Source organism: Hoeflea sp. CAU 1731 (assembly GCF_039888615.1).
Taxonomy (GTDB): Bacteria; Pseudomonadota; Alphaproteobacteria; order Rhizobiales; family Rhizobiaceae; genus Flavimaribacter.
In genome coordinates this window covers 325,314-350,509 of the sequence record NZ_JBDQQS010000002.1, presented here as the reverse complement: position 1 = coordinate 350,509, position 25,196 = coordinate 325,314, and the positions used below count along the sequence as shown (strand labels likewise).

General features: G+C 59.3%; 25 protein-coding genes. 2 read left to right on the top strand and 23 right to left on the bottom strand.

Annotated features, from left to right (window positions below):
- Positions 1-96: 96 nt before the first annotated feature.
- Positions 97-1,659: an ABC transporter substrate-binding protein gene (locus tag AAFN47_RS05760; RefSeq protein WP_499808253.1), complete on the bottom strand. Its 1,563-nt coding sequence runs from the start codon at positions 1,657-1,659 to the stop codon at positions 97-99.
- Between the two features lie 141 nt (positions 1,660-1,800).
- Here AAFN47_RS05760 and AAFN47_RS05755 point away from each other — a divergent pair, with 141 nt between their 5' ends.
- Together AAFN47_RS05755 and AAFN47_RS05750 are read left to right on the top strand one after the other, a co-directional pair.
- Positions 1,801-3,234, top strand: coding sequence for an amidase (locus tag AAFN47_RS05755; RefSeq protein ID WP_499808252.1), 1,434 nt, complete (start codon positions 1,801-1,803; stop codon positions 3,232-3,234).
- Positions 3,231-4,085 carry a MurR/RpiR family transcriptional regulator gene (locus AAFN47_RS05750; RefSeq protein WP_499808251.1) on the top strand — a complete coding sequence of 285 codons (855 nt, stop codon included), beginning with the start codon at positions 3,231-3,233 and terminating at the stop codon, positions 4,083-4,085. Before AAFN47_RS05755 ends, AAFN47_RS05750 begins: the two co-directional genes overlap by 4 nt.
- On the opposite strand, the gene AAFN47_RS05745 is transcribed toward AAFN47_RS05750, so the two are convergent.
- The 22 genes from AAFN47_RS05745 to AAFN47_RS05640 form a co-directional block, all read right to left on the bottom strand.
- The gene (locus AAFN47_RS05745) at positions 4,086-4,364 is read right to left on the bottom strand and encodes a DUF1467 family protein (protein ID WP_499808250.1); all 279 of its coding nucleotides are present in this window, start codon (positions 4,362-4,364) and stop codon (positions 4,086-4,088) included. It lies immediately after the preceding gene.
- A 3-nt stretch (positions 4,365-4,367) separates the two neighbouring features.
- On the bottom strand, positions 4,368-4,772 hold the full coding sequence (mce, locus tag AAFN47_RS05740) for a methylmalonyl-CoA epimerase (protein ID WP_499808249.1): 405 nt from the start codon (positions 4,770-4,772) through the stop codon (positions 4,368-4,370).
- Positions 4,773-4,783: 11 nt separating this feature from the next.
- Complete coding sequence (locus AAFN47_RS05735) at positions 4,784-6,454, bottom strand: ribonuclease J (protein ID WP_499808248.1); 1,671 nt, start codon at positions 6,452-6,454, stop codon at positions 4,784-4,786.
- 41 nt (positions 6,455-6,495) lie between these two features.
- Positions 6,496-7,236, bottom strand: a complete 741-nt coding sequence (locus AAFN47_RS05730) for a biotin--[acetyl-CoA-carboxylase] ligase (RefSeq protein ID WP_499808378.1) — start codon at positions 7,234-7,236, stop codon at positions 6,496-6,498.
- Positions 7,237-7,241: 5 nt separating this feature from the next.
- Entirely contained in the window at positions 7,242-8,684 is a 1,443-nt protein-coding gene (nuoN, locus tag AAFN47_RS05725) for an NADH-quinone oxidoreductase subunit NuoN (RefSeq protein ID WP_499808247.1), read from the bottom strand.
- Positions 8,685-8,702: 18 nt separating this feature from the next.
- Positions 8,703-10,214 (bottom strand): NADH-quinone oxidoreductase subunit M, encoded by a 1,512-nt coding sequence (locus tag AAFN47_RS05720; RefSeq protein ID WP_499808377.1) that lies wholly within the window; start codon positions 10,212-10,214, stop codon positions 8,703-8,705.
- Between the two features lie 2 nt (positions 10,215-10,216).
- The gene (nuoL, locus tag AAFN47_RS05715; RefSeq protein WP_499808246.1) at positions 10,217-12,202 is read right to left on the bottom strand and encodes an NADH-quinone oxidoreductase subunit L; all 1,986 of its coding nucleotides are present in this window, start codon (positions 12,200-12,202) and stop codon (positions 10,217-10,219) included.
- Between the two features lie 6 nt (positions 12,203-12,208).
- Positions 12,209-12,517: an NADH-quinone oxidoreductase subunit NuoK gene (gene nuoK, locus AAFN47_RS05710; protein WP_220227247.1), complete on the bottom strand. Its 309-nt coding sequence runs from the start codon at positions 12,515-12,517 to the stop codon at positions 12,209-12,211.
- 18 nt (positions 12,518-12,535) lie between these two features.
- The gene (locus tag AAFN47_RS05705; RefSeq protein ID WP_499808245.1) at positions 12,536-13,150 is read right to left on the bottom strand and encodes an NADH-quinone oxidoreductase subunit J; all 615 of its coding nucleotides are present in this window, start codon (positions 13,148-13,150) and stop codon (positions 12,536-12,538) included.
- A gap of 132 nt (positions 13,151-13,282) precedes the next feature.
- Positions 13,283-13,771, bottom strand: coding sequence for an NADH-quinone oxidoreductase subunit NuoI (nuoI, locus tag AAFN47_RS05700; protein ID WP_499808244.1), 489 nt, complete (start codon positions 13,769-13,771; stop codon positions 13,283-13,285).
- 17 nt (positions 13,772-13,788) lie between these two features.
- A complete protein-coding gene (gene nuoH / locus AAFN47_RS05695) occupies positions 13,789-14,835 on the bottom strand; it encodes an NADH-quinone oxidoreductase subunit NuoH (protein ID WP_499808243.1) in 1,047 nt (348 codons plus the stop codon).
- 15 nt (positions 14,836-14,850) lie between these two features.
- Positions 14,851-16,932 carry an NADH-quinone oxidoreductase subunit NuoG gene (nuoG, locus tag AAFN47_RS05690; protein WP_499808242.1) on the bottom strand — a complete coding sequence of 694 codons (2,082 nt, stop codon included), beginning with the start codon at positions 16,930-16,932 and terminating at the stop codon, positions 14,851-14,853.
- 37 nt (positions 16,933-16,969) lie between these two features.
- Positions 16,970-18,271: an NADH-quinone oxidoreductase subunit NuoF gene (gene nuoF, locus AAFN47_RS05685; protein ID WP_499808241.1), complete on the bottom strand. Its 1,302-nt coding sequence runs from the start codon at positions 18,269-18,271 to the stop codon at positions 16,970-16,972.
- Positions 18,272-18,291: 20 nt separating this feature from the next.
- Entirely contained in the window at positions 18,292-19,269 is a 978-nt protein-coding gene (gene nuoE / locus AAFN47_RS05680; RefSeq protein WP_499808240.1) for an NADH-quinone oxidoreductase subunit NuoE, read from the bottom strand.
- A gap of 2 nt (positions 19,270-19,271) precedes the next feature.
- A complete protein-coding gene (locus AAFN47_RS05675; protein ID WP_499808239.1) occupies positions 19,272-19,529 on the bottom strand; it encodes a hypothetical protein in 258 nt (85 codons plus the stop codon).
- Complete coding sequence (locus AAFN47_RS05670; RefSeq protein WP_499808238.1) at positions 19,529-20,719, bottom strand: NADH-quinone oxidoreductase subunit D; 1,191 nt, start codon at positions 20,717-20,719, stop codon at positions 19,529-19,531. The genes AAFN47_RS05675 and AAFN47_RS05670 overlap by 1 nt, the downstream gene beginning before the upstream one ends.
- Positions 20,720-21,172 carry a GFA family protein gene (locus AAFN47_RS05665; RefSeq protein WP_499808237.1) on the bottom strand — a complete coding sequence of 151 codons (453 nt, stop codon included), beginning with the start codon at positions 21,170-21,172 and terminating at the stop codon, positions 20,720-20,722.
- Positions 21,173-21,188: 16 nt separating this feature from the next.
- Positions 21,189-21,791, bottom strand: coding sequence for an NADH-quinone oxidoreductase subunit C (locus AAFN47_RS05660; RefSeq protein WP_499808236.1), 603 nt, complete (start codon positions 21,789-21,791; stop codon positions 21,189-21,191).
- 21 nt (positions 21,792-21,812) lie between these two features.
- Positions 21,813-22,394 carry a NuoB/complex I 20 kDa subunit family protein gene (locus AAFN47_RS05655; protein WP_499808235.1) on the bottom strand — a complete coding sequence of 194 codons (582 nt, stop codon included), beginning with the start codon at positions 22,392-22,394 and terminating at the stop codon, positions 21,813-21,815.
- A complete protein-coding gene (locus AAFN47_RS05650) occupies positions 22,385-22,750 on the bottom strand; it encodes an NADH-quinone oxidoreductase subunit A (RefSeq protein ID WP_499808234.1) in 366 nt (121 codons plus the stop codon). The genes AAFN47_RS05655 and AAFN47_RS05650 overlap by 10 nt, the downstream gene beginning before the upstream one ends.
- A gap of 238 nt (positions 22,751-22,988) precedes the next feature.
- The gene (locus AAFN47_RS05645; RefSeq protein WP_499808233.1) at positions 22,989-23,660 is read right to left on the bottom strand and encodes a ceramidase domain-containing protein; all 672 of its coding nucleotides are present in this window, start codon (positions 23,658-23,660) and stop codon (positions 22,989-22,991) included.
- Between the two features lie 430 nt (positions 23,661-24,090).
- Positions 24,091-25,188, bottom strand: coding sequence for an FAD-binding oxidoreductase (locus AAFN47_RS05640; protein WP_499808232.1), 1,098 nt, complete (start codon positions 25,186-25,188; stop codon positions 24,091-24,093).
- Positions 25,189-25,196 lie beyond the last annotated feature (8 nt).

The following is a 25,196-nucleotide window of genomic DNA, read 5'->3' as shown; positions in this document are numbered from 1 at the left end:
TTCCGTTTTCAGGACGGGGCGATTTCAATCAAGAATGAAGCGACGGCGGCGGGAGAGCGGGATCGCCATTGATCCCGCCCCCGTAAAACACCCTGCTCAATCGAGGGGTTTGAATTCCTCGATATACTGGAAGGTGTCGGACGATCCGGATTTCTCCGGGACCTTCACTTCGATCTTGTCGTCACGGTAGACGACATAGTCAGTCTTGGAAACCAGCGCCAGCAAGTTGGCGCTCTCGTCGATCATGCCGCAGATTTCAGCGAGCTTGGCGTCACGCTCGGGACTGTCCTGCATCGTCTTGACCTCGTCGAGAGCCGCCGAAAGTTCCGGTACGCTCTCCTGGAACACCTGGTTCCAGACGGCAAATTCGGGATTCCACCAGGCGATGACCATGGTTGGATCCGTGTAGCCGGCAAGCCATGAAACCGAGAAGTCGAAATCGCCGTCCGTGAACACGCGCTGGAGATATTCCGCCGTCGGAATCGATTCGATCGTGACATTGAATCCCGCTTCTCCAAGGCTCTGCTGGGCGACCTGCGCGATGCGTCCAAGGACGGGATTGGACGACGCCGCAATCAATCCTACTTCCGGGTTCTCATTGCCAGCTTCCTTAAGCAGCGCCCTTGCCTTTTCGATACGCTCTTCCCGAGGGAGCGCGTAGGTGTCGAGCGAACGACAGGCGTCCTTTCCGAACGCGCCCGGAACGGGATAATCGACCTCGGACGTGCCTGCGAACACGAAATCGTCGATCGCCTGCCGGTCCAGCGCCAGGTTCATGGCCTGCCGAACCTTTCTGTCGTGAAACGCGGAATCTTCGCTGAGCGCATTGACGTCCACGCGGTAGTAGTTGGTCGTCTGCTGGGGATTGGACTTTATGTTGTCATCCTTGGCGAGCATCTGCGGCGAGTCCGGATCGGCGAAGGTGGTGAAATCGACGCGACCATTGCGAAGCGCCGCGATGCGAGCCGACGCGTCGGGAATGATCGGTACTTCCAGACGATCCGCGACCGGAAAGCCCTCGCGCCAGTAATGGGGATTGCGCACCAGCGTCCAGGCTTCGTCCTGCTTGTGCTCCTCGACCATGAAAGGACCGGAGCCAAGCATCTGCGACGTGGGATCGAAGCTGCCGTCCTTTAGCTCCTGGATCGGAAGGATCGCCGCAGAGATATGGGCGAGCGCCGGCAGAAAGGCGGGGTGCGGCTCAGCCAATTCGACCGTGACCGTGCGGTCATCGACCGCTTCCATCTTTGCGATGTCGCCGAGCTGCGCCGACCAGTAGGACGCCGTTTCCGGATTCTTGATGCGCTCAAGACTTCCGATAACGTCGTCGGCCGTCACCGGACGTCCGTTCGAGAAGGCCGCGCCATCGCGTATCGTGAAGGTGTAGCTTGTCGGAGACGTCTGCTCCCAACTCTCGGCCAGCGCTCCTTTCAGGGCAAGCGATTCGTCGGCCTCGAGCAAGGTCTCGTAGATCATCTGGTACATTTCCCAGGATGCGACGGTGCCCGCCACATGGGCGTCAAAGCCGGTGATTTCGGCGGGCTTGCCCCAGGTGATGGTCTTTTCCTGCGCGAGAGACGGCAGCGAAGCCATGGCTGCGACGCCCAGTCCGAGCGCGACGGTTGCGGATGCCCTGCTGATCGATGGTCGAAACTTCATGATTGTGATCTCACTTCTGTTGCTGTTCACCCTGCTGCCCCGCCTTTTAACACTCGGGAGCAATAACTAACTGTTGACGATCGTGTTATAATTATCACATAAAGTCAATAGATGTTATCTTATTAATATATGGAGGGGAGAATGGCCGACTTCAGCGACTATCGTGACCATGACGGTCTGGGTCTTGCGGACCTCGTGCGAAGAGGCGAGATCAGCCAGCACGAACTCCTGGAAGCAGCCATCGATCGTGCGGAGCACGTCAATCCGGCGATCAACGCGCTGTCCCAGAAACTGTATGCGTTGGGCGAAATCATGGCTGAAGACCTATCGGCCGACGCCCCCTTCGCGGGCGTGCCGTTTCTCCTCAAGGACGCTTCGGCGATGTTGTCCGGGACCGTAACGACACAAGGCGCAAAACTGTTCGCGGACAACATGGCGAAGACCGACACCACGCTCGTTGAGCGCTACAAGCGCGCCGGCGTAATCATTTTCGGCAAGACAACAACACCGGAAATGGCGCTCGCTGCTTCCACGGAGAGCACCTTCTGCGGGACCACCCGCAATCCATGGAGACTCGACCGAACCGCGGGCGGTTCGTCGGGTGGCGCGGCCGCCGCCGTCGCTGCGGGCATCGTGCCGATCGCCCATGCAAGCGACGGCGGCGGATCCATTCGTATTCCCGCCTCGTGCTGCGGGCTCTTCGGCCTCAAACCCAGCCGCGCGCGAACACCAAACGGTCCCCTTGCCGGCGAAGGTTGGGGAAGCCTTTCCGCGTCCCATGTCGTCACGCGATCAGTCAGGGACTCAGCCGCGATGCTCGACGCCACGCACGGCCCCGCGCCTGGCGATCCCTATTGCGCGCCGCATTACGGAGGGTGCTTTCTAGACGAGGTGACGACGAGCCCTGGCCGCCTCAAGATAGCCTTTCAACGCACTCCGCTTTCGGGAGCAGCGGTCGATCCCGAGTGCGCCAGGGCCGCCGAGGACGCCGCAAGCCTGCTCGAACAGCTTGGCCACACGGTGATCGACGAACAGCCGCCGGGAGACTGGGAGGAACTTGGCCATGCGCTCTGGGTGCTGGTCGCTTCCAATGTCTCTCGCGCCGTCAGAAAAAGGGCGGCTGAGCTCGGCCGCGAGATCAAACCTGAAGACGTCGACCGGGCGACATGGAGCGCCGTTGAATATTCCAGCACGCTTCCGGTCGAGGCCTATCCGGAGGCGTTGGCGCGCATCCATATGCAGGGCCGACGGATGGCCGAATTCCATATGCGCCATGACGTTGTCATGAGCCCAACGCTTGCCCGGGCGCCCGTGCCGCTCGGGGTCCAGCATACCAACAATCCGGATCAGGCCGCCTATGTCGCAGATTTGCAGGGATTTACGCCGTTTACCCAGCTTTTCAATCTGACCGGCCAGCCAAGTATGTCTGCGCCGCTGCACTGGACGTCCGACGGATTGCCTGTTGGCGTGATGTTTTCGGCGGCGTTCGGCGACGAGGCCACGCTTTTGCGACTGGCCGGTCAGTTGGAGGAGGCCAAACCGTGGTTTAGCAAAACACCGGGAGAGATTTCATGAGCACCCCCCTGGCGGACCGTCTGAAGGTCGATTTCGCCAAGCTGACAAAATCGGAAAAAGCGATCGCGAGCTACATGCTCGCCAATATCAACTCGCTGCCATTCGAGACTGCGGCGTCCATCGCCAAACAAGTCGGGGTCAGCCAGATGACGGTCGGACGCTTTCTGCGATCGCTCGGATATCAGCGGCTGAGCGATCTTAAAGCGGAAATGCGCACCGATATAGACGCGACGCCGCTACTGATTTCCGACCGTGTGGACCGGATCCGACGGAATGCTGCGGCAGGCAGCCGTCTTTGGGAAAATTTCGACCTGGAAATGGCCGCGATCCTCGGCGTCTACGAGATGCGCGAAACTAAGCCCTGGCAACAGGCAATCGAGGCTCTCGCAACGTCTTCCCATGTTTTTGTAACCGGCTTCCAGACTATCGCCGGCATTGCTTCTGATTTTGCAGGACGGCTGGACTATGTGCGGCCGGGGGTACGCTATCTGGACGGTCGCAACGGCACTTTCAGCGAGATGCTCGCCGAGGACTGCAGCAACACCTGTCTCGTTCTCTACGAAATGCGCCGCTACACGCGATTCAGCTATCAGCTCGCCCAGATCGCCAGTGAAAAGGGGCTGTCAGTCGTCATCATCTGCGACAACCACTGCTACTGGGCGCGCGACTATACGGACACCGTTCTGAGCGTGAGCACGGATTCGCACCTTTTCTGGGATCTGCAAACGCCGTTTCTCAGCCTCAACGGGTTTCTGCTCGACGATCTCATCGCGCGTCTGGGAGACGATGTCGCCGAACGGATCGAGGTCATGCGCGAGTTGCAGGACCGCTTCGAATCTTTCCGCGATTGATCAGCCGCGCCCAGAGAAATCCGGAACGATTCTCGGCAGGGAATCCACCGACAGTTCGAAGACGACGACGGCGATATAATAAAGCGCGAAGATCACCGCGGCGATCAAACTTGTCAGGATCAGTTTGAAACCCATCCGGTGCCGGTGCGGGGCGCTTTCGGTTGTGCCAAGCGTTATATCGTCTTCATCGGCCTGGGTTTTCACGCCAATCGGCAGGATGGCGAACAGCGTGATCCACCATATGACGACATAGATCGCGATTCCGGTGACTGGGGACATCAGTCAGACCTCTTCGAGTTCGACCAATGCGCCACAGAAATCCTTCGGATGCAGGAAGAGCACGGGCTTGCCGTGGGCGCCGGTTTTCGGCTCCCCGTCGCCCAGCACCCGGGCGCCGCCCGCGGCGAGAGCATCGCGCGCGGCGATGATGTCATCGACCTCGTAACAGATGTGATGCATGCCGCCCGCCGGGTTGTTTTCAAGGAACTTCGCTATCGGAGACCCCTCGCCCAGCGGCTCCAGCAACTCCACTTTCGTGTTGGGCAGTTCTATGAAGACAACGGTCACGCCATGCTCGGGCAGGGGCTGCGGTTGCGAGACATGGGCGCCCAACGTGTCGCGGTATGTCTTCACCGCGGAGTCCAGATCCGGGACAGCGATCGCGACATGGTTCAGTCTGCCAATCATTGATTTTCCCCCTATCGGATCCGCGTAACGAAGACGGTCATGACCGGCTTCTTGCCCCAGGCGTTGCGCGCCGCGGCGCGCACCGCCCGGCGCACCGATTCCTGCACCAGTTCGAGATCGCGGCGACGCACGCGAGGAATGCTTTCCATGGCTTCTATCGCCGCGTCGCGAAGCGTTTCCTCGATATAGGCGCCGGTGTCGTCGAACTCCGGCACGCCGCGACAAACGATATCCGGATCGTCGATCAACACATTCTTTGCGTCGACCAGCACATTGACCGCGATATGGCCGACATATGACAATTTGCGCCGCTCGCCGATCGCCATTTCATCGAAATCGCCGATCAGGTCGCCATCCTTGAAGAGCCGCCCGTGCGGCGCCTCGTCGATCACCTGTGCCTCGCCCGGCGCCAGCCGCACGACATCGCCGTTGCGGACATGCGGCACGACCTTGAGGCCCGACTGTTCGCCGAGCTCCGCCTGGGCGGTGAGATGCGCGGCTTCTCCATGGACGGGTATGAGAAACTCCGGCCGCACCCATTGATACATCTGCTGCAGTTCGTTGCGGCGCGGATGCCCGGAAACGTGGACCAGCGCCTCGCTGTCGGTGACGATATGAACGCCCTGATCGATCAACCCGTTCATGATGTCGAGCACCGCCTTTTCGTTGCCCGGTATCGTGCGCGAGGAAAACACGACGGTGTCTCCCTTCGACAGGGAAATATTACGCATCTCGTCGCGGGAAAGTTTTGCAAGCGCCGCCCGCGATTCGCCCTGGCTGCCGGTCAGAATGATCACGATGCGATCGCGCGGGGTCGAGGCGAACTCGTCCTCGCTGATGAATTCGGACAAGCCTTCCATATAGCCGAGATCGCCGGCGACATTGACCACGCGCTTGATGGAACTGCCGAGCAGCAAAACCTTGCGGCCCGCCCCTTCGGCCGCCTTCGCAACGGAGCGGATACGCCCGACATTGGAGGAGAAGGTAGTGATCGCGACGCGGCCTTCCGCCGCCTCGATGATCTTTTCCAGATTGTCGCTGACTTCCTGTTCCGAGGGCGACACGCCGTCGCGCATTGCATTGGTGGAATCGCAAATCAGCGCGAGAACGCCTTTGTCGCCGATTTCGCGGAACCGTTTTTCGTCGGTGAGCGGCCCCATGGACGGCGCATGATCGATCTTCCAGTCGCCGGTATGGACGACCACGCCCAATGGCGTCGTGATAGCCAGGGAAAAGGGTTCGGGGATCGAGTGGTTGACGGGAATGGCCTCGATCTTGAACGGCCCGATCTCGAAGACATCGCCGGCCTTGAAGAGGTTGACCGGAACGGCTTCGGCGTCGCCCTCATAGGCGCGTTTCGATTCCAGCATGCCTGCGGTGAAGGGCGAGACATAGACAGGCGCCTTGAGGATCGGCCAAAGATCGGCGATCGCGCCATAGTGGTCCTCGTGCGAATGCGTGATCACGATCGCCTTAAGATTGATCTTTTCCGACTCGATGAAACGGATGTCGGGCAGAACGAGATCGACCCCAGGCAAATCAGGTCCGGGAAAAGTGACGCCGCAATCGACCATGATCCATTCCCGCTTGTCCGGCTTGCCGTAACCATAAAGCGCGAGATTCATGCCGATTTCGCCAACGCCGCCGAGCGGAAGAAATATTAGTTCGTCTTTTTCTGTCATTTTATTCCAGTCGTGTCTTGCAAGAGGAGATAGCGCTTGCCCTACAGGAAAAAAAGATCGCCCGCGGCGATCGACTGAAGGGAGCCGTCGGGCTTCTCCAGTATCAGACAACCTGTTTCGTCGATATCCCTGAATATTCCTTCAATCGAGGCGTTCGGCATATTGACTGTGATTTGTTTCCCTACGCCCGTGGCCAAACGCAACCACAATTCGCGCGTTTCCGCCATGTTGGTTCCCTCCCCCCATCTCGCCAGTTCCCGGGCCATGGATTGGCAGAGATAGGCGAACAATTCGTCTGCCGAAACAGCTGCGCCCGCATCGCGCAGCGTCGCCGTGGCGTACATGGTCTCGTGTGGCGCATGCGCCACATTGACGCCGCAACCGATGACCACTGCGCGCCGCCCATCCGGCACTGTGGTTGATTCGAGCAGAATGCCGGAAATCTTTCCGCCATTCAGTAGCACGTCGTTCGGCCACTTTATCTTCAGCGATGCGTCCGGATCAGGCAGCGCGCGCGCGATCGCCCCGTATACGGCAAGCGCGGCGACAAGGGGCAAGGAAGCAAGCGCCTGGACCGGCGCAGGATCGATCAACAGCAGCGACGCATAGAGGTTGCCGGCTTCGGACACCCATGGCCGACCACGCCGACCGCGCCCGCCAAGCTGACGCCGCGCCGTGATCCAAAGATTACCCGGATCTCCTGCCTGCGCCTTCTCCAGACATTCCGTGTTGGTCGATTGAACGTCATCCAGCGCAATATGACGGTAGTCTTCGGCTTTCAGCACAATCAGAAGAACGATTTTGCCGCGATCTCCGCCGCCCGCATGACCGGCCCGCCGAAAAAAGCATAGAGCAGGACGAAGACGCCGGAAACGATCATCACCAACCGCAATTCTCCACCCATCGGCATGAAGCCCTCAGCCGCCTCGTCAAACCACATGATCTTGACGATCCGCAAATAATAGTAGGCGCCGACGACGGAGGCGAGAACGCCGATGACTGCGAGAATGTAGAGACCGGCTTCGATCGCTGCCAGAAACACGAAATATTTGGCGAAGAAGCCTGCCAGAAACGGTATTCCTGCAAGCGAAAACATGAAGATCGTCAGCATGGTCGCCATAACCGGATTGGTGGTCGCGAGGCCCGACAGATCGTCGATCTGCTCCACATTGCCTTCTTCCTTGCGGCGCATTGCGAGAATGCAGGCGAATGTTCCAAGCGTGGTGACCATGTAGATCAGCATGTAGAGCGACACGCTCTGCACGCCGATCATCGACCCGGCCGAGAGACCGACGAGAGCAAAGCCCATATGGCTGATCGACGAATAGGCCATCAACCGCTTGATATTTCGCTGACCGATGGCCGCGAAGGCTCCGAGCGCCATGGACGCAACGGCGAGGAAGACGATGATCTGGCGCCAGTCAGCGACAATCGGATCAAAGGCTTCGATGACGATGCGGATGAGCATCGCCATGGCGGCGACCTTCGGGGCAGCCGCGAAGAAAGCCGTGACCGGGGTTGGCGCGCCTTCATAGACGTCCGGCGTCCACATGTGGAAGGGCACGGCCGATATCTTGAAAGCGACGCCCACGAGCAGAAACACCAGTCCGAACACGATGCCGAGCGTCCGGTCGCCGCCCGCCAGCGCTTCGGAAATTCCCTCAAAGCCGAGATGTCCCGTGAAGCCGTATATCAGCGACGCGCCATAGAGCAGCATGCCGGAGGAAAGCGCGCCAAGCACAAAATACTTCAGGCCGGCTTCCGTCGAACGCACGCTGTCGCGGTTGATCGCCGCGACCACATAAAGCGCAAGGGACTGCAACTCCAGACCAAGATACATCGTGATCAGGTCATTGGCCGAGATCATCAGCATCATGCCGAGTGTCGCGAGCACGACCAGTACCGGAAACTCAAACCGGTCCATTTGTTCTTCCGGGGTCGAGCCGACTGCCATGACCAGGGCGCTGATCGATCCGATCAGCGTAAGCACCTTCATGAATTTGGCGAACGAGTCGTCACGGAAGGCGCCGCCGAACGCCTCGCCCTCGCCGGACAGCGTGACCAGCCACAGGCCGGCGATGATCAGCAATGCCACGGCGAGTCCGGTCACCAGCGACGCGGACCGGCCGCGGGAGAAGACGCCGATCATCAGGAGCACCATCGAGCCGACGGCCAGAAGGATCTCCGGTATCGAGAGTTCCAGGCTTGCCTTGAGTAGGTCTGCGGTCATGGAATACGTCCCGGTCGATCAGTTCGCCAGCGCAAGGCCGTTTCTGGCCTCTATCGCAGCATTATAGTTGTTGAGCAGGGCGTCCACCGACGCTGCGGTGATATCGAACACCGGCATCGGATACACGCCGAAGAATATGATTAACGCGACCATCGGGTAGAGAATGATCTTCTCTCGGGTGGACAGGTCGAGCATGGATTTCAGGTTTTCCTTCTCCAGCGCGCCGAAAATGACGCGCCGATAGAGCCACAGGGCATAGGCGGCCGAGAGGATGACGCCAGTGGTCGCGAAGATCGCAATATAACTGTTGACCTGGAACACGCCGACCAGCACGAGGAATTCCCCGATGAAGCCGGATGTGCCCGGCAGGCCCACATTGGCCATTGTGAAGACCATGAACACTGCGGCGTATTTCGGCATATTGTTGACCAGCCCGCCATAGGCGGCGATCTCGCGCGTGTGTAGCCTGTCGTAGATCACGCCGACGCACAGGAAGAGCGCGCCGGACACAAGTCCGTGCGAGAGCATGGTGAAGAGCGCGCCCTGAAGGCCCTGCTCGTTTGCCGAAAAAATGCCCATCTTGACGTAGCCCATATGGGCGACGGAGGAATAGGCGATCAGCTTTTTCACGTCGTCCTGCATGAGCGCCACGAGCGAGCCGTAAACCACGGCGATGACCGAGAGCGTAAAGATCAGCGGATAGAGATCGAGGGAGGCGAGCGGGAACATCGCGAGCGAAAAGCGGATGAATCCGTATCCGCCGAGTTTCAGCAGGATGCCTGCGAGCACCACGGAGCCCGCGGTGGGCGCCTCGACGTGGGCGTCGGGAAGCCAGGTATGAACCGGCCAGAGCGGCAGCTTCACCGCGAAGGACGCGAAGAAGGCCAGCCATAGCCATGTTTGCGCCTCCGGCGGAAAATCATGCGCCAGCATTTCCGGGATCGCCGTGGTTCCGGCGTTCCAGTACATGTACATGATGGCCACAAGCATCAGCACCGATCCGGCCAGCGTGTACAGGAAGAACTTGAAGCTCGCATAGATCCGGCGCGGACCGCCCCAGACGCCGATGATGATGAACATCGGGATCAGGCCACCTTCGAAGAAGACGTAGAACAGGATGATGTCGAGGGCGCAGAACGCGCCGATGACAAGCGTCTCCAGAAGCAGGAACGCAACCATATACGCCTTGACGCGGACATTGATCGTCGTCCAGCTCGCCAGAACGCATAGCGGCATCAGGAACGTCGTGAGGATGACGAACAGCATCGAAATGCCGTCGACACCCATGTAGTAGGAGATGCCGGTTCCGAGCCAGGGCGTCCTTTCGACAAGTTGAAAATCGGAACTGCTGCCGTCGAACGAGCCCCAGACGAAGATCAGGGAGAAGACGAAAGTGAAAACCGTTGTCACCAGCGCGACGTTGCGGATATTGCGCTTACCGATGTCGGAATCTTCCGGCGTCAGCAGGATAATGATCGCGCCGACCAGCGGCAGGAAGGTGGTGATGGAAAGAATTGGCCAGTCGGTCAACATCACGCAGCTCCTCCCAGCATCATCCAGGTCAACAGCGCCGCCACGCCAAGCAGCATGGCGAAGGCGTAGTGATAGAGGTAACCGGTCTGCAGACGCACGGTGCGCCGTGTGATGTCCTGAACACGCGCGGCGATCCCATCCGGCCCGAACCCGTCAATCAGCCAGCCGTCGCCCTTCTTCCAGAGGAAATATCCGAGGTTCTTTATCGAGCGGACAAAGAGGAAATCGTAAATTTCGTCGAAGTACCACTTGTTGAGCAGGAACTTGTAGAGAATTTCGAACTGCGAAGCGAGTTGCTTTGGCGTCTCCGGCGAACGGATGTAGAAATACCAGGCGATAACGAAGCCGATCGCCATGGCCAGGAACGGGCTGAATTTCACCCAGCCCGGAACGTGGTGGAATTCCTCGAGGATATGGTTGTCGGGCAGAGTGAACAGCGCCTCCTTCCAGAATTCCTCGTAGTGATGGCCGAAGAAATCGCCCTGGAAGATCACGCCGGCGAACAAGGCGCCAAGCGCGAGAAGGAACAGCGGCGCGAGCATGACCATCGGCGACTCGTGGACATGGTGCATGACATCGGCTGAAGCACGGGGCTTGCCGTGGAACGTCATGAAGATCAGCCGCCAGGAGTAGAAGCTCGTGAAGAGCGCCGCGACGACGACCATGATGAACGCGAAGCCGGCCGCCGGATTGGTTCCGACATAGGCGGTCTCGATGATGATGTCCTTCGAAATAAAGCCCGATGTGCCGATTGGCGTGAAAGGAATGCCGAAACCGGTCAGCGCGAGCGTGCCGATGATCATCATCCAGTAGGTGAATGGAATGTGTTTGCGCAACCCGCCCATGCGGCGCATGTCCTGCTCGTCCGACACGGCGTGGATGACCGAACCCGCGCAGAGGAACAGGAGCGCCTTGAAGAAGGCGTGCGTAAATAGATGGAAGATGCCGGCGCCGAATGCGCCCATTCCAAGCGCAACGAACATGTAGCCGAGCTGCGAACAGGTTGAATAGGCGATCACGCGCTTGATGTCGTTCTGCACGAGGCCGATGGTCGCGGCAAAACAGGCGGTGATCGCGCCGATTATCGTGACGAATGTAAGGGCCGTGACGGAAAGCTCGAAGATTGGCGACATGCGCGCCACCATGAAGACGCCCGCCGTAACCATCGTTGCGGCGTGGATGAGAGCTGAAACCGGAGTCGGACCTTCCATGGCGTCCGGCAACCACGTATGGAGCAGGAACTGCGCCGATTTACCCATCGCGCCGACAAAGAGAAGCAGACATACGACCGTCAGCGCGGAGCCGCGATCCCAGCCCGTGCCGAGGAATTCGAGCACGACCTGATCGGTGTCGCTCGCCTCGCCCGGCAGGAACTGCGCCGCTCCGGCAAAGATCGTGTCGAACGAGATCGATCCGAAGATCACGAAAACGCCGAATATGCCAAGCGCGAAGCCGAAGTCGCCGACGCGGTTGACGATGAAGGCTTTCATGGCGGCGGCGTTGGCGGACGGTTTCTTGAACCAGAAGCCGATCAGCAGATAAGACGCGAGCCCCACGCCTTCCCAGCCGAAGAACATCTGCAGCAGGTTGTCGGACGTCACCAGCATGAGCATGGCGAAGGTGAAGAGCGAGAGATAGGCGAAGAAGCGCGGCCGATGCGGATCGTGGTGCATGTAGCCGATCGAATAGATGTGCACCAGGCACGACACCGTATTGACGACCACGAGCATGACGGCGGTCAGCGTGTCGACGCGCAGCGCCCAATCGACGGACAAGGTTCCCGAGCGGATCCATTGCAGCACATCGATCTGGATCATTTCTCCATGACCGAGCGCGATCTGGAAGAATGCGATCCAGGACAGGAAAGCGACGAGGATCATGATGCCGGAAGTTATGTATTCCGAGGCCTTGGCGCCTATGGATCGCCCGAACAATCCGGCAATGATCGCACCAACTAAAGGCAGGAAAACGATGGCGTGATACATTAGGGGTCAGCCCTTCATCATGTTGACGTCTTCCACGGCGATGGAACCTCGGTTCCTGTAGAAGACGACGAGTATGGCGAGCCCGATGGCCGCTTCAGCAGCCGCGACCGTCAGGACAAACAGGGCGAAGACCTGCCCCATCAGATCGTTTAGATAGGCGGAAAACGCCACGAAATTGATATTGACGGCGAGCAGGATGAGTTCGATCGACATCAGGATGATGATGACGTTCCGGCGATTGAGAAAAATGCCGAAAATGCCGATCGTGAACATGACCGCCGCAACCGTCAGATAATGGGAAAGTCCGATTTCCATGCTGCCTCGTTCCCTCCCCTAGACGCCCTGTCCGGGCTTGACGTCAATGACTTCGACCGCGGTTTCCGGAGAACGCGCGACCTGCGCGGCGATATCCTGCCGCTTTATGCCTTCCTTGTGTCGCAGTGTCAGCACGATGGCGCCGATCATTGCGACGAGCAGAACCATGCCGGCGATCTGAAACAGGTGCACGTAGTCGGTGTAGAGGATGTCGCCCAGCGCCTGCGTGTTCGACACTGCATTCAGATCCGGAATGGGCTGCACAGGATTTGATTCCGGCTCCACCTTGAAGGCGTTGCCGGCCAGGACGAATATGAGCTCGGCCGATAGCACGACGCCAATCAAGGTTCCGACCGGGGCGTAGCGCATGACGCCCGAGCGCAACTCCGTGAAGTCGATATCAAGCATCATGACCACGAACAGGAACAGCACGGCCACAGCGCCGACGTATACCACGACCAGTATCAGCGCCAGAAACTCCGCTCCAGTCATAAGGAACAGCGCAGCGGCGTTGAAGAAGGTCAGGATCAGAAACAGCACGGAATGCACCGGATTGCGCGAAAACACCACCATCAATGCGGCCGCTATCATGATCGCAGAGAACAGATAGAAGAACAGAGCCTGTAGACCCATGAGCCGTGCCTTTTTGTCTTTCCCCCGGAGTGCGCGGCGCATGATGCGCCGGATCCCCGAATTCGCCGGTTCCCGCCGGCCTCAGAATTGTCGTTCCGGACGGCCGCGACGCGGACCATCCATGTTCGGACGCTACCGGTACGGCGCATCCATGGCGATGTTGCGCGCGATCTCGCGCTCCCAACGGTCGCCGTTCGCAAGGAGCTTGTCCTTGTCGTAGTAAAGTTCCTCGCGTGTTTCGGTCGCAAACTCGAAATTCGGCCCCTCGACGATGGCGTCAACGGGACAGGCCTCCTGGCAGAAACCGCAATAGATGCACTTCACCATGTCGATGTCGTAGCGCACGGTGCGGCGCGTCCCGTCGTTGCGACGCGGACCGGCTTCAATCGTGATCGCCTGCGCCGGGCAAATGGCCTCGCACAGCTTGCAGGCAATACAACGTTCTTCGCCGTTCGGATAGCGGCGCAGAGCATGTTCGCCGCGAAAACGCGGGCTGACCGGCCCTTTTTCGAATGGGTAGTTCACTGTCGACTTGGGAGCAAAGAAATACCGCATCGAGAGGAAAAACGCTTCCACGAATTCCTTCAGGAACAGGGACTTTGCGGCTTGGGCGAGTGACATTCTACAATTCTCCCGATTCAGGCCGTCCAGCCGGTGAGTTTGAGAACCGCGGCGACAATCACGACCATGGCGAGCGAGAGGGGAAGGAAGACCTTCCAGCCGAGACGCATGAGCTGGTCGTAGCGGTATCGCGGAACGAACGCCTTGACCATGGCGAACATGAAGAACACCAGGCACACCTTGAGGACGAACCAGAAGACGCCCGGAATCCAGTTGATCAGCCAAAAATCGACCGGAGGCAGCCATCCACCAAGGAACAGGATCGTCGTCAGCGCGCACATCAGCACGATGGCGGCGTATTCGCCGAGCATGAACATCATGTACGGCGTCGAGCCGTACTCGACCATGAAACCTGCGACCAGCTCGGATTCAGCTTCAGGCAGATCGAACGGCGGACGATTGGTTTCGGCCAGCGCCGAAATGAAGAACACGATGAACATCGGGAACAGCGCCAGCCAGTGCCAGTCGAGGAACGTATTGGGCAGACCCAGCATCGTGCCGAGGCCATCCTGCTGCGACAGCACGATGTCGGTCAGATTCAGGGAACCGACGCACAGGAGCACTGTGATGATCACGAAGCCGATCGATACTTCGTAGGAGACCATTTGCGCGGCGGAGCGCAGCGCTCCGAGGAACGCATATTTCGAGTTCGACGCCCATCCGCCCATGATCACGCCGTAGACTTCAAGCGACGAGATCGCGAAGACATAGAGAATGCCGACATTGATCGAGGCGATCGCCCAGCCGTCGGCGACCGGAATGACCGCCCAGGCGGCGAGCGCCAGCGTCACCGACACCAGCGGCGCAAGAAGAAACACGCCCTTGTTGGCGCCGGCCGGGATGACCGGCTCCTTGAAGACGAACTTCAAAAGGTCGGCGAAGGACTGGAGCAACCCCCATGGGCCCACGACATTGGGGCCGCGACGCATCTGCACCGCCGCCCAGACCTTTCGGTCGGCGTAGAGCACATAGGCGATGAATACGAGAAGGACGACAAGCAGCAACAGCGACTGACCGATCATGATCAGCGCCGGAACCACGTAGTTTGTCAGAAACGATTCCATTGTCCTGTTCTCGTCCTATTCCGCCGCCACGGCGCTTTCACTTCGGGCAAGCGCCGAACATTCCGCCATTACGGCGGAAGCCCTGGCGATCGGATTGGTCAGATAAAAATCCGCAATAGGCGATTCGAAGCCGGCCGTCTCGAATTCACCCGACGTTGAGGCGAGCGCGGCGATATCGTCATGCGATCCCGGTTCGATGGCGTCCTCAACAGCCAGATGCGGATGCGCCGCATAAAGCTGGAGGCGCAACTCACCGAGCGAATTGAACGGAAGTTTCTTGCCCAGCACATCCGAAAGCGCGCGCAGTATGGCCCAGTCTTCCTTTGCCTCGCCCGGCGCAAATCCTGCCCGAACGCCCATCTGAACACGGCCTTCCGTGTTCACATAGGTGCCGGCTTTCTCCGTGTAGGTCGCCGCCGGCAAAATGATGTCGGCGTGATGCGCGCCAACATCGCCATGGCTGCCGACATAGACAGTGAAGCCGGACTGCCGTTTCGTCATGTCCATTTCGTCTGCGCCAAGCAGGAAGAGCACGTCCATTTCCGAGAGCATATCCGCCGCGCCGACGCCGCCTTCGCCCGGCACAAAACCGAGGTCAAGTCCGCCGACGCGCGACGCCGCCGTGTGCAGAACTGCAAAACCGTTCCAGTCTTCCGAAACCGCGCCGACTTCGGCAGCGAGCTTTGCCGCATGTTCGAGGACAGCCATCCCGTCAGCCCGGGTCAGAGCGCCCTGCCCGACGATGATGATCGGCCGCTCCGCATCCTTCAGGGTCTTTGCGAAATCAGTCGTTCCGGCAACGAGATCGCCCAAGGTCTTTGGACCGGCGCCGAGATATTCGTAATCGTATCTCATCTCCGTCTGTTCGCCGATCACGCCGATCGGGAAGTCGCCCAGGCGCCATCGCTTGCGGATGCGCGCATTGAGCACCGTCGCTTCGAAACGGGGATTGGCTCCGATGATCAGGAGCGCGTCGGCGTCCTCAATGCCCGTAATGGTGGGATTGAAGAGGTAGCTTGCCCGCCCCTTCGACGGATCGAGCTTCGCCCCATCCTGGCGGCAATCGATATTGGAGGAACCCAGCGACTGCATGAGCTGCTTCAGGGCGAACATTTCCTCGCAGGCCGCGAGGTCGCCGGCAATCGCGCCGATCTTCTCCGGCGCCGCGGCGTCCACTGCCTGCTTGATCGCGGTGAAAGCGTCCGGCCAGCTGGCTGCCTTCAGCTTGCCGTCCACGCGTACGAACGGTCGGTCGAGACGCTGGGTGCGCAGACCGTCGGCGACATATCTCGTCTTGTCCGAGATCCATTCTTCATTGATGGCTTCATTTATCCGCGGCAGGATGCGCATGACTTCGCGACCGCGCGTGTCGACACGAATGGCCGAACCGCAGGCGTCCATGACATCGATGGTCTCGGTTTTCGTGAGCTCCCAGGGCCGCGCCATAAAGGCGTAGGGCTTGGATGTGAGGGCGCCGACCGGGCAAAGATCCACGACATTGCCCTGCATTTCCGACGTCATGGCGTGCTCTAGATAGGTCGTGATTTCGGCGTCCTCGCCACGGCCGATCAGCCCGAGTTCGGATATGCCCGCAACTTCCGTCGTGAAGCGAACGCAGCGCGTGCAGTGGATGCACCGGTTCATGATCGTCTTGACCAGCGGGCCGATATATTTGTCTTCCACGGCGCGCTTGTTTTCGTGGAATCGCGAGGAATCCACGCCAAAGGCCATCGCCTGGTCCTGCAGGTCGCATTCACCGCCCTGATCGCAGATCGGGCAGTCCAGCGGATGATTGATGAGCAGAAACTCCATTACCCCTTCACGAGCCTTCTTGACCATAGGGGTGTTGGTGAAGACTTCCGGCGGCTGCCCTTCCGGGCCCGGCCGCAGATCGCGCACGCCCATCGCGCAGGACGCCGCAGGCTTTGGCGGACCGCCCTTTACCTCGACGAGGCACATACGGCAGTTGCCCGCAATCGAAAGCCGCTCATGGAAGCAGAAACGCGGCACCTGCGAACCCGCCTCCTCACACGCCTGGAGAAGCGTGTAGTGGTCCGGCACTTCTATTTCGTTTCCGTCGACCTTGATCTTTGCCATCTCAAGTCCAGTTCCGCGGTGTCCCGCCCTGTCTTACCTATTCCGCCGCTTCAAGCACCGGCGTCCCGCCGGCGTTGCGCGTAAATTCGTCAATGCGTCTTTCCATCTCCGGCCTAAAATGCCGGATCAGCCCCTGAATGGGCCACGCTGCAGCGTCGCCGAGTGCGCAGATTGTGTGCCCCTCGACCTGCTTTGTGACCTGCAGCAGCATGTCGATTTCTTCCTTGCGGGCGTTGCCAACGACCATGCGCTCCATCACGCGCCACATCCAGCCGGTTCCCTCACGGCAGGGCGTACACTGTCCGCAGCTTTCGTGCTTGTAGAAGTGCGACAGGCGAGCAATCGCCTTTACGATGTCGGTCGACTTGTCCATCACGATGACGGCAGCCGTTCCGAGACCCGATTTGAGGTCGCGAAGGCTGTCGAAATCCATCGGACAGTCGATGATCTCCTCGGCGGGCACCACCGGAACCGACGAGCCGCCCGGAATGACCGCCAGAAGATTGTCCCAGCCGCCGCGAATGCCGCCGCAATGCTTGTCTATCAGTTCACGGAACGGGATCGACATTTCCTCCTCGAAGGTCGCCGGTTCGTTGACGTGTCCGGATACGCAGAAAAGCTTGGTGCCGGCGTTGTTCGGACGTCCGAAGCCGGCGAACCATGCGCCGCCGCGCCGCAGGATCGTCGGCGCCACTGCGATCGATTCGACGTTGTTAACGGTGGTCGGGCAGCCGTAGAGGCCAACATTCGCCGGAAATGGCGGCTTGAGGCGCGGCTGCCCCTTCTTGCCTTCCAGGCTCTCCAGCAGCGCGGTTTCCTCGCCGCAAATATAAGCGCCTGCGCCGTGATGGACGAAAACGTCCATGTCCCAGCCGCACTTGTTGTTCTTGCCTAGGATGCCGGCGTCGTAGCACTCGTCGATCGCGTTCTGCAACGCCTCACGTTCGCGTATATATTCGCCGCGAATGTAGATGTAGGCCGTGTGCGCGCTCATCGCAAAGCTGGCGATCACGCAGCCCTCGATCAGCGTATGCGGATCGTTACGCATGATTTCCCGGTCCTTGCAGGTGCCGGGTTCGGATTCGTCAGCGTTGACAACCAGATAATGCTGCCGGCCGTCGGTTTCCTTCGGCATGAAGGACCATTTGAGACCGGTTGGGAAGCCCGCGCCGCCGCGACCGCGCAGGCCCGAGGTCTTCATCTCGGCGATGATCCAGTCGCGGCCCTTTTCGATGAGGCCTTTGGTGTTGTCCCAGTGGCCGCGCGCCATAGCGCCCTTCAGGCTCTTGTCCTTCAGGCCGTAGATATTGGTAAAGATGCGGTCTTTATCCTTGAGCATGACTCATTCCCTACCCGGCCCTATCTCGGCTTCTTTCCGAAGACGCGTTCATATTCTTCGGCGCCGCCCTTGGCGAGCGCTTCGGCCTGTTTGACCCAGTCTTCGCGTTCGATGCGTCCCTTGAACTTCAGGTATCCGTCGACCCAGTCGCGTTCTTCCTTCGTCCATTTGGTAATCTGCTCCCATTTGTAGATTCCAAGCGAGTGCAGAAGACCTTCGATTTTCGGCCCGACGCCGGAGATCAGTCTCAGATTGTCGGCGTCTCCCGGCTTTTCGATGCCTTGAGGCCTATTGGCGTCGTCCGGAACAGACGCTTCCTTTGCGGCCGCGGGCCTGGACGCAGGCGCCGTTTTCTTCGTCGCGGCTTTCTTGGCTGCGATCGGCTTGTCTTCGTCGAGAAGCGTCTTCAGGCCGCTGATCGGAGCCGAGAGATGTCGGCCATTCTGCGGTCCGGGCGTCACGCTGTCGCCCTCGCCAACCTCGAACTTGTCGATGATGTCGGCGAGTTGTTCCGGCGTCAGGTCCTCATAGGCGTCCTTGAAGATCATGACCATGGGCGCGTTTACGCAGGCGCCCTGGCACTCGACCTCTTCCCAGGAGAGCGTGCCGGCCTCGTTTGGCTCGAACGGCTTTTCATTGATCTTGTTGCGGCAGACTCTGATGAGTTCTTCGGAGCCGCGCAGCATGCAGGGCGTGGTGCCGCAGACCTGGACGTGGGCCTTCGTGCCGACCGGCTTCAGCTGGAACTGGGTGTAGAAGGTCGCGACCTCGAGAGCGCGGATATAGGGCATTTCCAGCATGTCCGCGATGGACTCGATCGCCGCCTTGGTGACCCAGCCTTCCTGCTCCTGGGCGCGCATTAAAAGCGGGATGATGGCGGATTGCTGACGCCCCTGCGGATACTTGCCGATGGTCTGCTGCGCCCAGGCGGCGTTGTCCTCGTTGAAGCGGAAAGCCGCAGGCTGGACATCATCTTCTGCAAGACGGCGAACGGACATACTCAATTGGCCTCATTATTTATGGCGCCGCAACGCGACACTGTAAGCGTCACGAACTCGCAGGCGTAGGCTTCCCGCTCCCGCTGCAGGAATACAACAAATTTGTCGCCGTTCGGGGCGGCTGCCTTTATATCGAATCCGCTCTGTATAAGGGTCTTCATGTTGGTGATCGCCCCGCCCGAATCCTGCGCGCGCGCCGGCGAAACCGCCGCCATCGCGACCGTCATCAAAAGCAGCATCGGCATGGCGAACCGTAGCATCAGCGATCAACTTCCCCGAAGACGATATCAAGGGAACCGAGAACAGCGGAGACGTCCGCCAGCATGTGTCCCCTGCAGAGGAAATCCATTGCCTGGAGATGGGCGTAGCCTGGCGCCTTGATCTTGCAGCGATAGGGTTTGTTGCCGCCATCGGACACAAGGTAAACGCCGAATTCGCCCTTCGGCGCCTCGACACAGGCGTACACTTCGCCTTCCGGCACGTGAAAGCCCTCGGTGTAGAGCTTGAAATGATGTATCAGCGCTTCCATCGAACGTTTCATCTGGCCGCGTTTCGGCGGCACGATCTTGCCATCCGTGGAGGACACGGGCCCTGTCCGTTCGGTGCTGAAGAGCCGCTCGACGCACTGCTTCATGATCTTGACCGACTGACGCATCTCTTCCATGCGGATGAGATAGCGGTCGTAGCAGTCGCCGTTCTTGCCGATCGGAATTTCGAATTCCATGTCGTTGTAGCACTCGTAGGGCTGCGCGCGGCGCAAGTCCCATGCCGCGCCCGAACCGCGCACCATCACGCCGGAGAAACCCCACGCCCAGGCTTCGTCAAGCTTGACCACGCCGATGTCGACATTGCGCTGCTTGAAGATGCGGTTGTCGGTGAGCAGACCCTCGATATCGTCGCAGACCTTCAGGAACGGATCGCACCACTTGCCGATGTCCTCGACGAGATCCGCAGGCAGATCCTGGTGAACGCCGCCCGGCCGGAAATAGGCCGAATGCATGCGCGCGCCGCAGGCGCGCTCGTAAAAGACCATCAGCTTTTCGCGTTCCTCGAAACCCCAGAGCGGCGGCGTCAGGGCGCCTACGTCCATGGCTTGGGTCGTCACGTTGAGCAAATGCGAAAGGATGCGGCCGATTTCGCTGTAGAGCACCCGAATCAATTGTCCGCGGATCGGGACTTCGACGCCAATGAGACGTTCGACGGCAAGCGCGAAAGCATGCTCCTGATTCATTGGCGCGACATAATCGAGCCTGTCGAAATACGGCACGGCCTGCAGATAGGTTTTCGATTCGATCAGCTTTTCAGTGCCGCGGTGCAGAAGGCCGATATGCGGATCGACGCGCTCCACAACCTCGCCGTCGAGCTCTAGGACAAGGCGCAAAACACCATGCGCAGCAGGATGTTGCGGGCCGAAGTTGATGTTGAAGTTGCGTACATTATGCTCGTTCATCTACGCGCCTTCCTGTTCTTGCATGAAGGCCGCGATCACCTCCGGGCCTGTCATTTTCTTTATGTCGCCGGCAAAGGCGTAACCTTCAGGTTTCTCGTCCACGAAGATTTCCGAAGTCAGCGTAAAACCGCCTGCTTCCTCGAAGGCCTGTGTCGACACATGACATTCGGGACGCCCCTGCATCTTCCAGATAAGCGATGTTCCACAATTCTTGCAGAAACCGCGCTCACCCCATTCCGATGACGGATAAAACGCCAAACCATCGTCGGAATCATAACGCACGGTGTCGCCGCAATCGACCGCCAGAAACGGACCGGCGGACCAGCGACGGCACATGACGCAGTGACAGGCGTTCATGTCACGCGACTGCGGAGCTGCCGTGAACTGCACGGAGCCGCAAAGGCACCGCCCCTTCAGGCTTTGCTGTGCGCCGATGTCCTGTGTTTCGCTCATGATCGATCAGAAGCTCTTATTCACTGGCCTTTTCATCGCCCGGCAGAATGTATTCGGCATTCTCCCAGGGCGACAGAAAATCAAAATTTCGGAATTCCTGTCGCAACTGCACCGGTTCGTAGACGACGCGCTTGACCTCCTCGTCGTACCGCACTTCCACGAATCCGGTCGTCGGGAAATCCTTGCGCAGCGGATGTCCGTCAAACCCGTAGTCTGTCAGGATGCGACGCAGGTCCGGGTGTCCGGTAAACAGGATGCCGTAAAGATCATAGGCTTCGCGCTCGAACCAGTCTGCGCCCGGAAAGACCCCGGTGGCCGACGGAATGGTCTCGTCTTCTCCGACTGGAACCTTGACACGGATGCGCATGTTCTGACGAGGCGACATCAGATGGTAGACAACATCGAACCGCTTCTCGCGACCCGGCCAGTCAACGCCGCAAATGTCGGTAAAATTGATGAACTGGCACTGGGAATCATCGCGAAGAAAGGTCAGCAGACGGATGATGTGCGCCGGGTCGGAAACAAGCGTCAACTCGCCGAAGCGGACCTCGTGCCACATAACCGCACCGTCCTTGCGTTCGGTGATGTAGGCGGCAAGTTCTTGCAACGCTTCACTCATGCAACAGCCTTTCTCGGGCCCCTAGCGTTCTATCGTTCCGGTGCGTCGAATCTTCTTCTGCAGCAGCAACACACCGTAAAGCAGCGCTTCGGCGGTCGGCGGGCAACCAGGCACATAGATGTCTATCGGCACAACGCGATCGCAGCCGCGAACGACGGAATAGGAATAATGGTAGTAACCGCCGCCATTGGCGCACGACCCCATAGATATGACGTAACGCGGCTCAGGCATCTGGTCGTAGACCTTGCGGAGCGCGGGCGCCATCTTGTTGGTCAGCGTACCAGCGACGATCATGACATCCGACTGGCGCGGTGACGCGCGCGGCGCAAAACCGAAGCGCTCGCCATCGTAGCGCGGCATCGACATCTGCATCATCTCAACCGCGCAGCAGGCAAGACCGAAGGTCATCCACATCAGCGATCCAGTGCGGGACCATTTGATCAATTCGTCCGCAGAGGTGACGAGGAAACCCTTGTCGGCGAGCTCATTGTTGATTTCGCCGTAGAACGGATCATTGGCGCCAACCGGCTTGCCCGTGGACGGATCAATAACGCCTTTCGGTTGCGGTGCAACAAGCGTCGACATGGTGTCGCCTACTCCCATTCCAGCGCTCCCTTTTTCCACTCATAGGCGAAGCCGATCGTCAGGATGCCGAGGAAGATCATCATCGACCAGAATCCGAACCAGCCGATTCCATCGAAAGAGACCGCCCAGGGAAACAGGAACGCGACTTCGAGATCGAAGATGATGAACAGGATCGCCACGAGGTAAAATCTGATATCAAACTTCATTCGCGCATCGTCGAAGGCGTTGAATCCGCATTCATAGGCCGAAAGCTTTTCCGAGTCGGGCGCCTTGAAGGCGATGATGAATGGAGCGACGAGCAAAGCGGCTCCAATGACCAGGCTAATACCAATGAATACAACAATCGGCAGATATGAGCTGAGAAGTTCGGTCATCATATTTCCTAACACTTTCGCGAGCCGCCATTTCGCGAATGGTTCTAAGGTGTCGGTTTACACAATCAGTCAGTCCAGTCAACGCATCAGTCCGTTTGCACTGCAAAATACTACGACGTGCGGACGCGTTCCACAACGCACAATCCGGAACGACCGAAAGGTGTCGAGGACGGCGTCTATCGTGGCGGAACACACGGACCGCACACGACCCGGACAAATATGAGAGCGGGTCCCGTTTTCAATGGCCTCGTGGCATCGACGCGACCGCGACCGTCCTCTCCCGACTGTCAATATATATCCTTGCGAGCGCGTAGAGGACGACCGCATTGAGAATATGCCACACGAAATGCGTGCCCATCGCCACGGTCTCGCAGAGCGGCAGGTCGATCATCCGGAAGCCAATCGAGGCGCAGAACACAGCGGCTGTGACAAATAGTCCATTACTCACCGGACGGTCTTTGCCGCGCACAAGCGCAGCCACGACGACCATCGCGATCAAGGCGGTCATGTAGCCGGCTGAGGAACCTGCGACGCGCGTCAGGAGCGGCGTAGCGACAACGGAAGCCACAATGTAGAAAAAAACTATCGCCAGGGAGATCCACGCCGTCAGCCCAAGATAGTCGCGCATCGCCAGATAGACATAGGCGAGAATGAAGATGAGAATCGGCAGACTGTCGGCGGCGAGCGCCCAGCGCGTCGCAAATGTGTGGAACAGGAAAGATCCAACGCCGATCACCCCGATCCAAAGAGACAGCAACAACGCCGGCGCAGACCGGGATGCGCCTTGCCGCCAGGCGTATAGCGCCAGCAGGCAGGCGACGATGAATGCGAAGTTGGTGATCGCGTTCAGCGGCTCGGACCAGAAGCTCGCATCCAGCCTCTCACAGTATTTGTCGACTGTCTCATTCATCGATTCGTCCGATAACGCACTCCGTCGCAATGCCGTGGCGACCATGACAGCTTTTCAACTCCTTTTCGATGATTTTCCCAGCGAGTATGTGGTTGAAGAGCCTCAGGATGAGTGGTTGGCTTCGACGCGTCCACTCAGAGGCATAACCAGCGCCGCGTTCGTCTTTCTGAATTGCCGGAAACTTTATTGTTCGAACTTGAGACTGCAGCTTGCTGCAGCAGCGCGCGGAGCCGCCGGACTTCCACTGACAATGGCAAGCGACGCTCCAGACGCGCAATTTCCCGCCGCGCCTCGTTCTCGATTTCAGCGTGATCTGGAAGATCCAGCAGCCACTGCAGAAACAGGTCTTCGGGCGCGCGCGACTGCGATCTTGAGCGTAACGGACTCTCCTCCTGAGCGGGCGAATGGCAACGACGGTCTGGCCGAATGGTCATACATCGACCACCAGCGGCGAGGTTGGCCGGGAACAGCAGGCCAGAATATATTCGTCCTCGATTTCGTGATCGAGGATTCCGCCATTATGCTCCATCACGACGGAACCGGAAAGCTTTTTTACCTTGCACGTGCCGCAAAGTCCGAATTCACAGGCGGCTGGAATACGCACGCCAGCGGCGCGCGCCGTCTGGAGGACGGTCTGGCCTGTGATGCAATCCGCATCGACGCCGGAACTGGCAAAACGCACCGCCACGCTTTCTTCCGCCATTTCTTCGACAATGGCTTCGATAGCGGTTTCAACGGCTTCCGCAGCGGGCGATCCGAAGCTCTCCTGATGGTAGCTATGAATGTCGAAGCCACTGTCTTCAAGCATGCCGCGCACGCTGCGCATGAACGGCTCAGGGCCGCAACAAAACACCTCCCGCTCGCCAAAATCTGGCACAAGCAGCGAAAGGCGCACCGGATCAAGCCGGCCACGATGACCGAAGGACTTCTCATGTCCCGACTTGTCGTCAATCAGGAAATCGAGCGAGAGGCCCGGCATGCGATTGCTGGTGAGTTCAAGTTCCTTGCGAAAGATCACTTCGTCCGTGCGCCTGGCGCAACTGAGAAAGGCGACATCGGTCCATGGCGCGCAGTCGTTGAGCCAGCGCAGCATCGACATCATCGGCGTGACGCCGGAGCCCGCCGAAATGAAAAGATACTTCGCCGCTGGATGGTGATGCAGCGAGAAATCCCCGCCAGGGCCATAGGCCCTCAGATGCATGCCTGTCTCCAGGTTGTCGAACATCCAGCGCGTGCCGACGCTGTCCGGCTGCGCCTTGACCGTGACCGAAATCGAAAAGGGCCGCGACGGGCTCGAAGCCAGAGTATAGGTTCGCATCAGCGGCTGCGGCTCGACCGGCAGTTCCAGCGTGATGAACTGGCCGGGCATGTAACGAAACCAGGTCTGGTTGTCAGAGCGGAACGTGAATGTCTTCACCGACGGCGCTTCGTCTGCGATGGCGATCAGTTCAAGGACCTGCAGTTCGTGATTCCACGGCTGCATTTCATCGAGATGGCGATAAAGTACGGGCTCGAAGCTCTTGTTCATGCCTATTT

Bases quoted from the DNA above. Each gene is read 5' to 3' on its own strand.
- AAFN47_RS05655 (WP_499808235.1), bottom strand. From the start codon at position 22,394: ATGGGAGTAGGCGACACCATGTCGACGCTTGTTGCACCGCAACCGAAA.
- AAFN47_RS05735 (WP_499808248.1), bottom strand. From the start codon at position 6,454: ATGACAGAAAAAGACGAACTAATATTTCTTCCGCTCGGCGGCGTTGGC.
- AAFN47_RS05665 (WP_499808237.1), bottom strand. From the start codon at position 21,172: ATGAGCGAAACACAGGACATCGGCGCACAGCAAAGCCTGAAGGGGCGG.
- AAFN47_RS05675 (WP_499808239.1), bottom strand. From the start codon at position 19,529: ATGCTACGGTTCGCCATGCCGATGCTGCTTTTGATGACGGTCGCGATG.
- nuoE (WP_499808240.1), bottom strand. From the start codon at position 19,269: ATGTCCGTTCGCCGTCTTGCAGAAGATGATGTCCAGCCTGCGGCTTTC.
- nuoK (WP_220227247.1), bottom strand. From the start codon at position 12,517: ATGGAAATCGGACTTTCCCATTATCTGACGGTTGCGGCGGTCATGTTC.
- AAFN47_RS05745 (WP_499808250.1), bottom strand. From the start codon at position 4,364: ATGTCCCCAGTCACCGGAATCGCGATCTATGTCGTCATATGGTGGATC.
- nuoL (WP_499808246.1), bottom strand. From the start codon at position 12,202: ATGTATCACGCCATCGTTTTCCTGCCTTTAGTTGGTGCGATCATTGCC.
- nuoN (WP_499808247.1), bottom strand. From the start codon at position 8,684: ATGACCGCAGACCTACTCAAGGCAAGCCTGGAACTCTCGATACCGGAG.
- nuoH (WP_499808243.1), bottom strand. From the start codon at position 14,835: ATGGAATCGTTTCTGACAAACTACGTGGTTCCGGCGCTGATCATGATC.
- AAFN47_RS05650 (WP_499808234.1), bottom strand. From the start codon at position 22,750: ATGACCGAACTTCTCAGCTCATATCTGCCGATTGTTGTATTCATTGGT.
- nuoF (WP_499808241.1), bottom strand. From the start codon at position 18,271: ATGCTCAAGGATAAAGACCGCATCTTTACCAATATCTACGGCCTGAAG.
- AAFN47_RS05750 (WP_499808251.1), top strand. From the start codon at position 3,231: ATGAGCACCCCCCTGGCGGACCGTCTGAAGGTCGATTTCGCCAAGCTG.
- nuoI (WP_499808244.1), bottom strand. From the start codon at position 13,771: ATGTCACTCGCCCAAGCCGCAAAGTCCCTGTTCCTGAAGGAATTCGTG.
- AAFN47_RS05660 (WP_499808236.1), bottom strand. From the start codon at position 21,791: ATGAGTGAAGCGTTGCAAGAACTTGCCGCCTACATCACCGAACGCAAG.
- AAFN47_RS05640 (WP_499808232.1), bottom strand. From the start codon at position 25,188: ATGAACAAGAGCTTCGAGCCCGTACTTTATCGCCATCTCGATGAAATG.
- AAFN47_RS05755 (WP_499808252.1), top strand. From the start codon at position 1,801: ATGGCCGACTTCAGCGACTATCGTGACCATGACGGTCTGGGTCTTGCG.
- AAFN47_RS05645 (WP_499808233.1), bottom strand. From the start codon at position 23,660: ATGAATGAGACAGTCGACAAATACTGTGAGAGGCTGGATGCGAGCTTC.
- mce (WP_499808249.1), bottom strand. From the start codon at position 4,772: ATGATTGGCAGACTGAACCATGTCGCGATCGCTGTCCCGGATCTGGAC.
- AAFN47_RS05705 (WP_499808245.1), bottom strand. From the start codon at position 13,150: ATGGGTCTACAGGCTCTGTTCTTCTATCTGTTCTCTGCGATCATGATA.
- AAFN47_RS05760 (WP_499808253.1), bottom strand. From the start codon at position 1,659: ATGAAGTTTCGACCATCGATCAGCAGGGCATCCGCAACCGTCGCGCTC.
- nuoG (WP_499808242.1), bottom strand. From the start codon at position 16,932: ATGGCAAAGATCAAGGTCGACGGAAACGAAATAGAAGTGCCGGACCAC.
- AAFN47_RS05670 (WP_499808238.1), bottom strand. From the start codon at position 20,719: ATGAACGAGCATAATGTACGCAACTTCAACATCAACTTCGGCCCGCAA.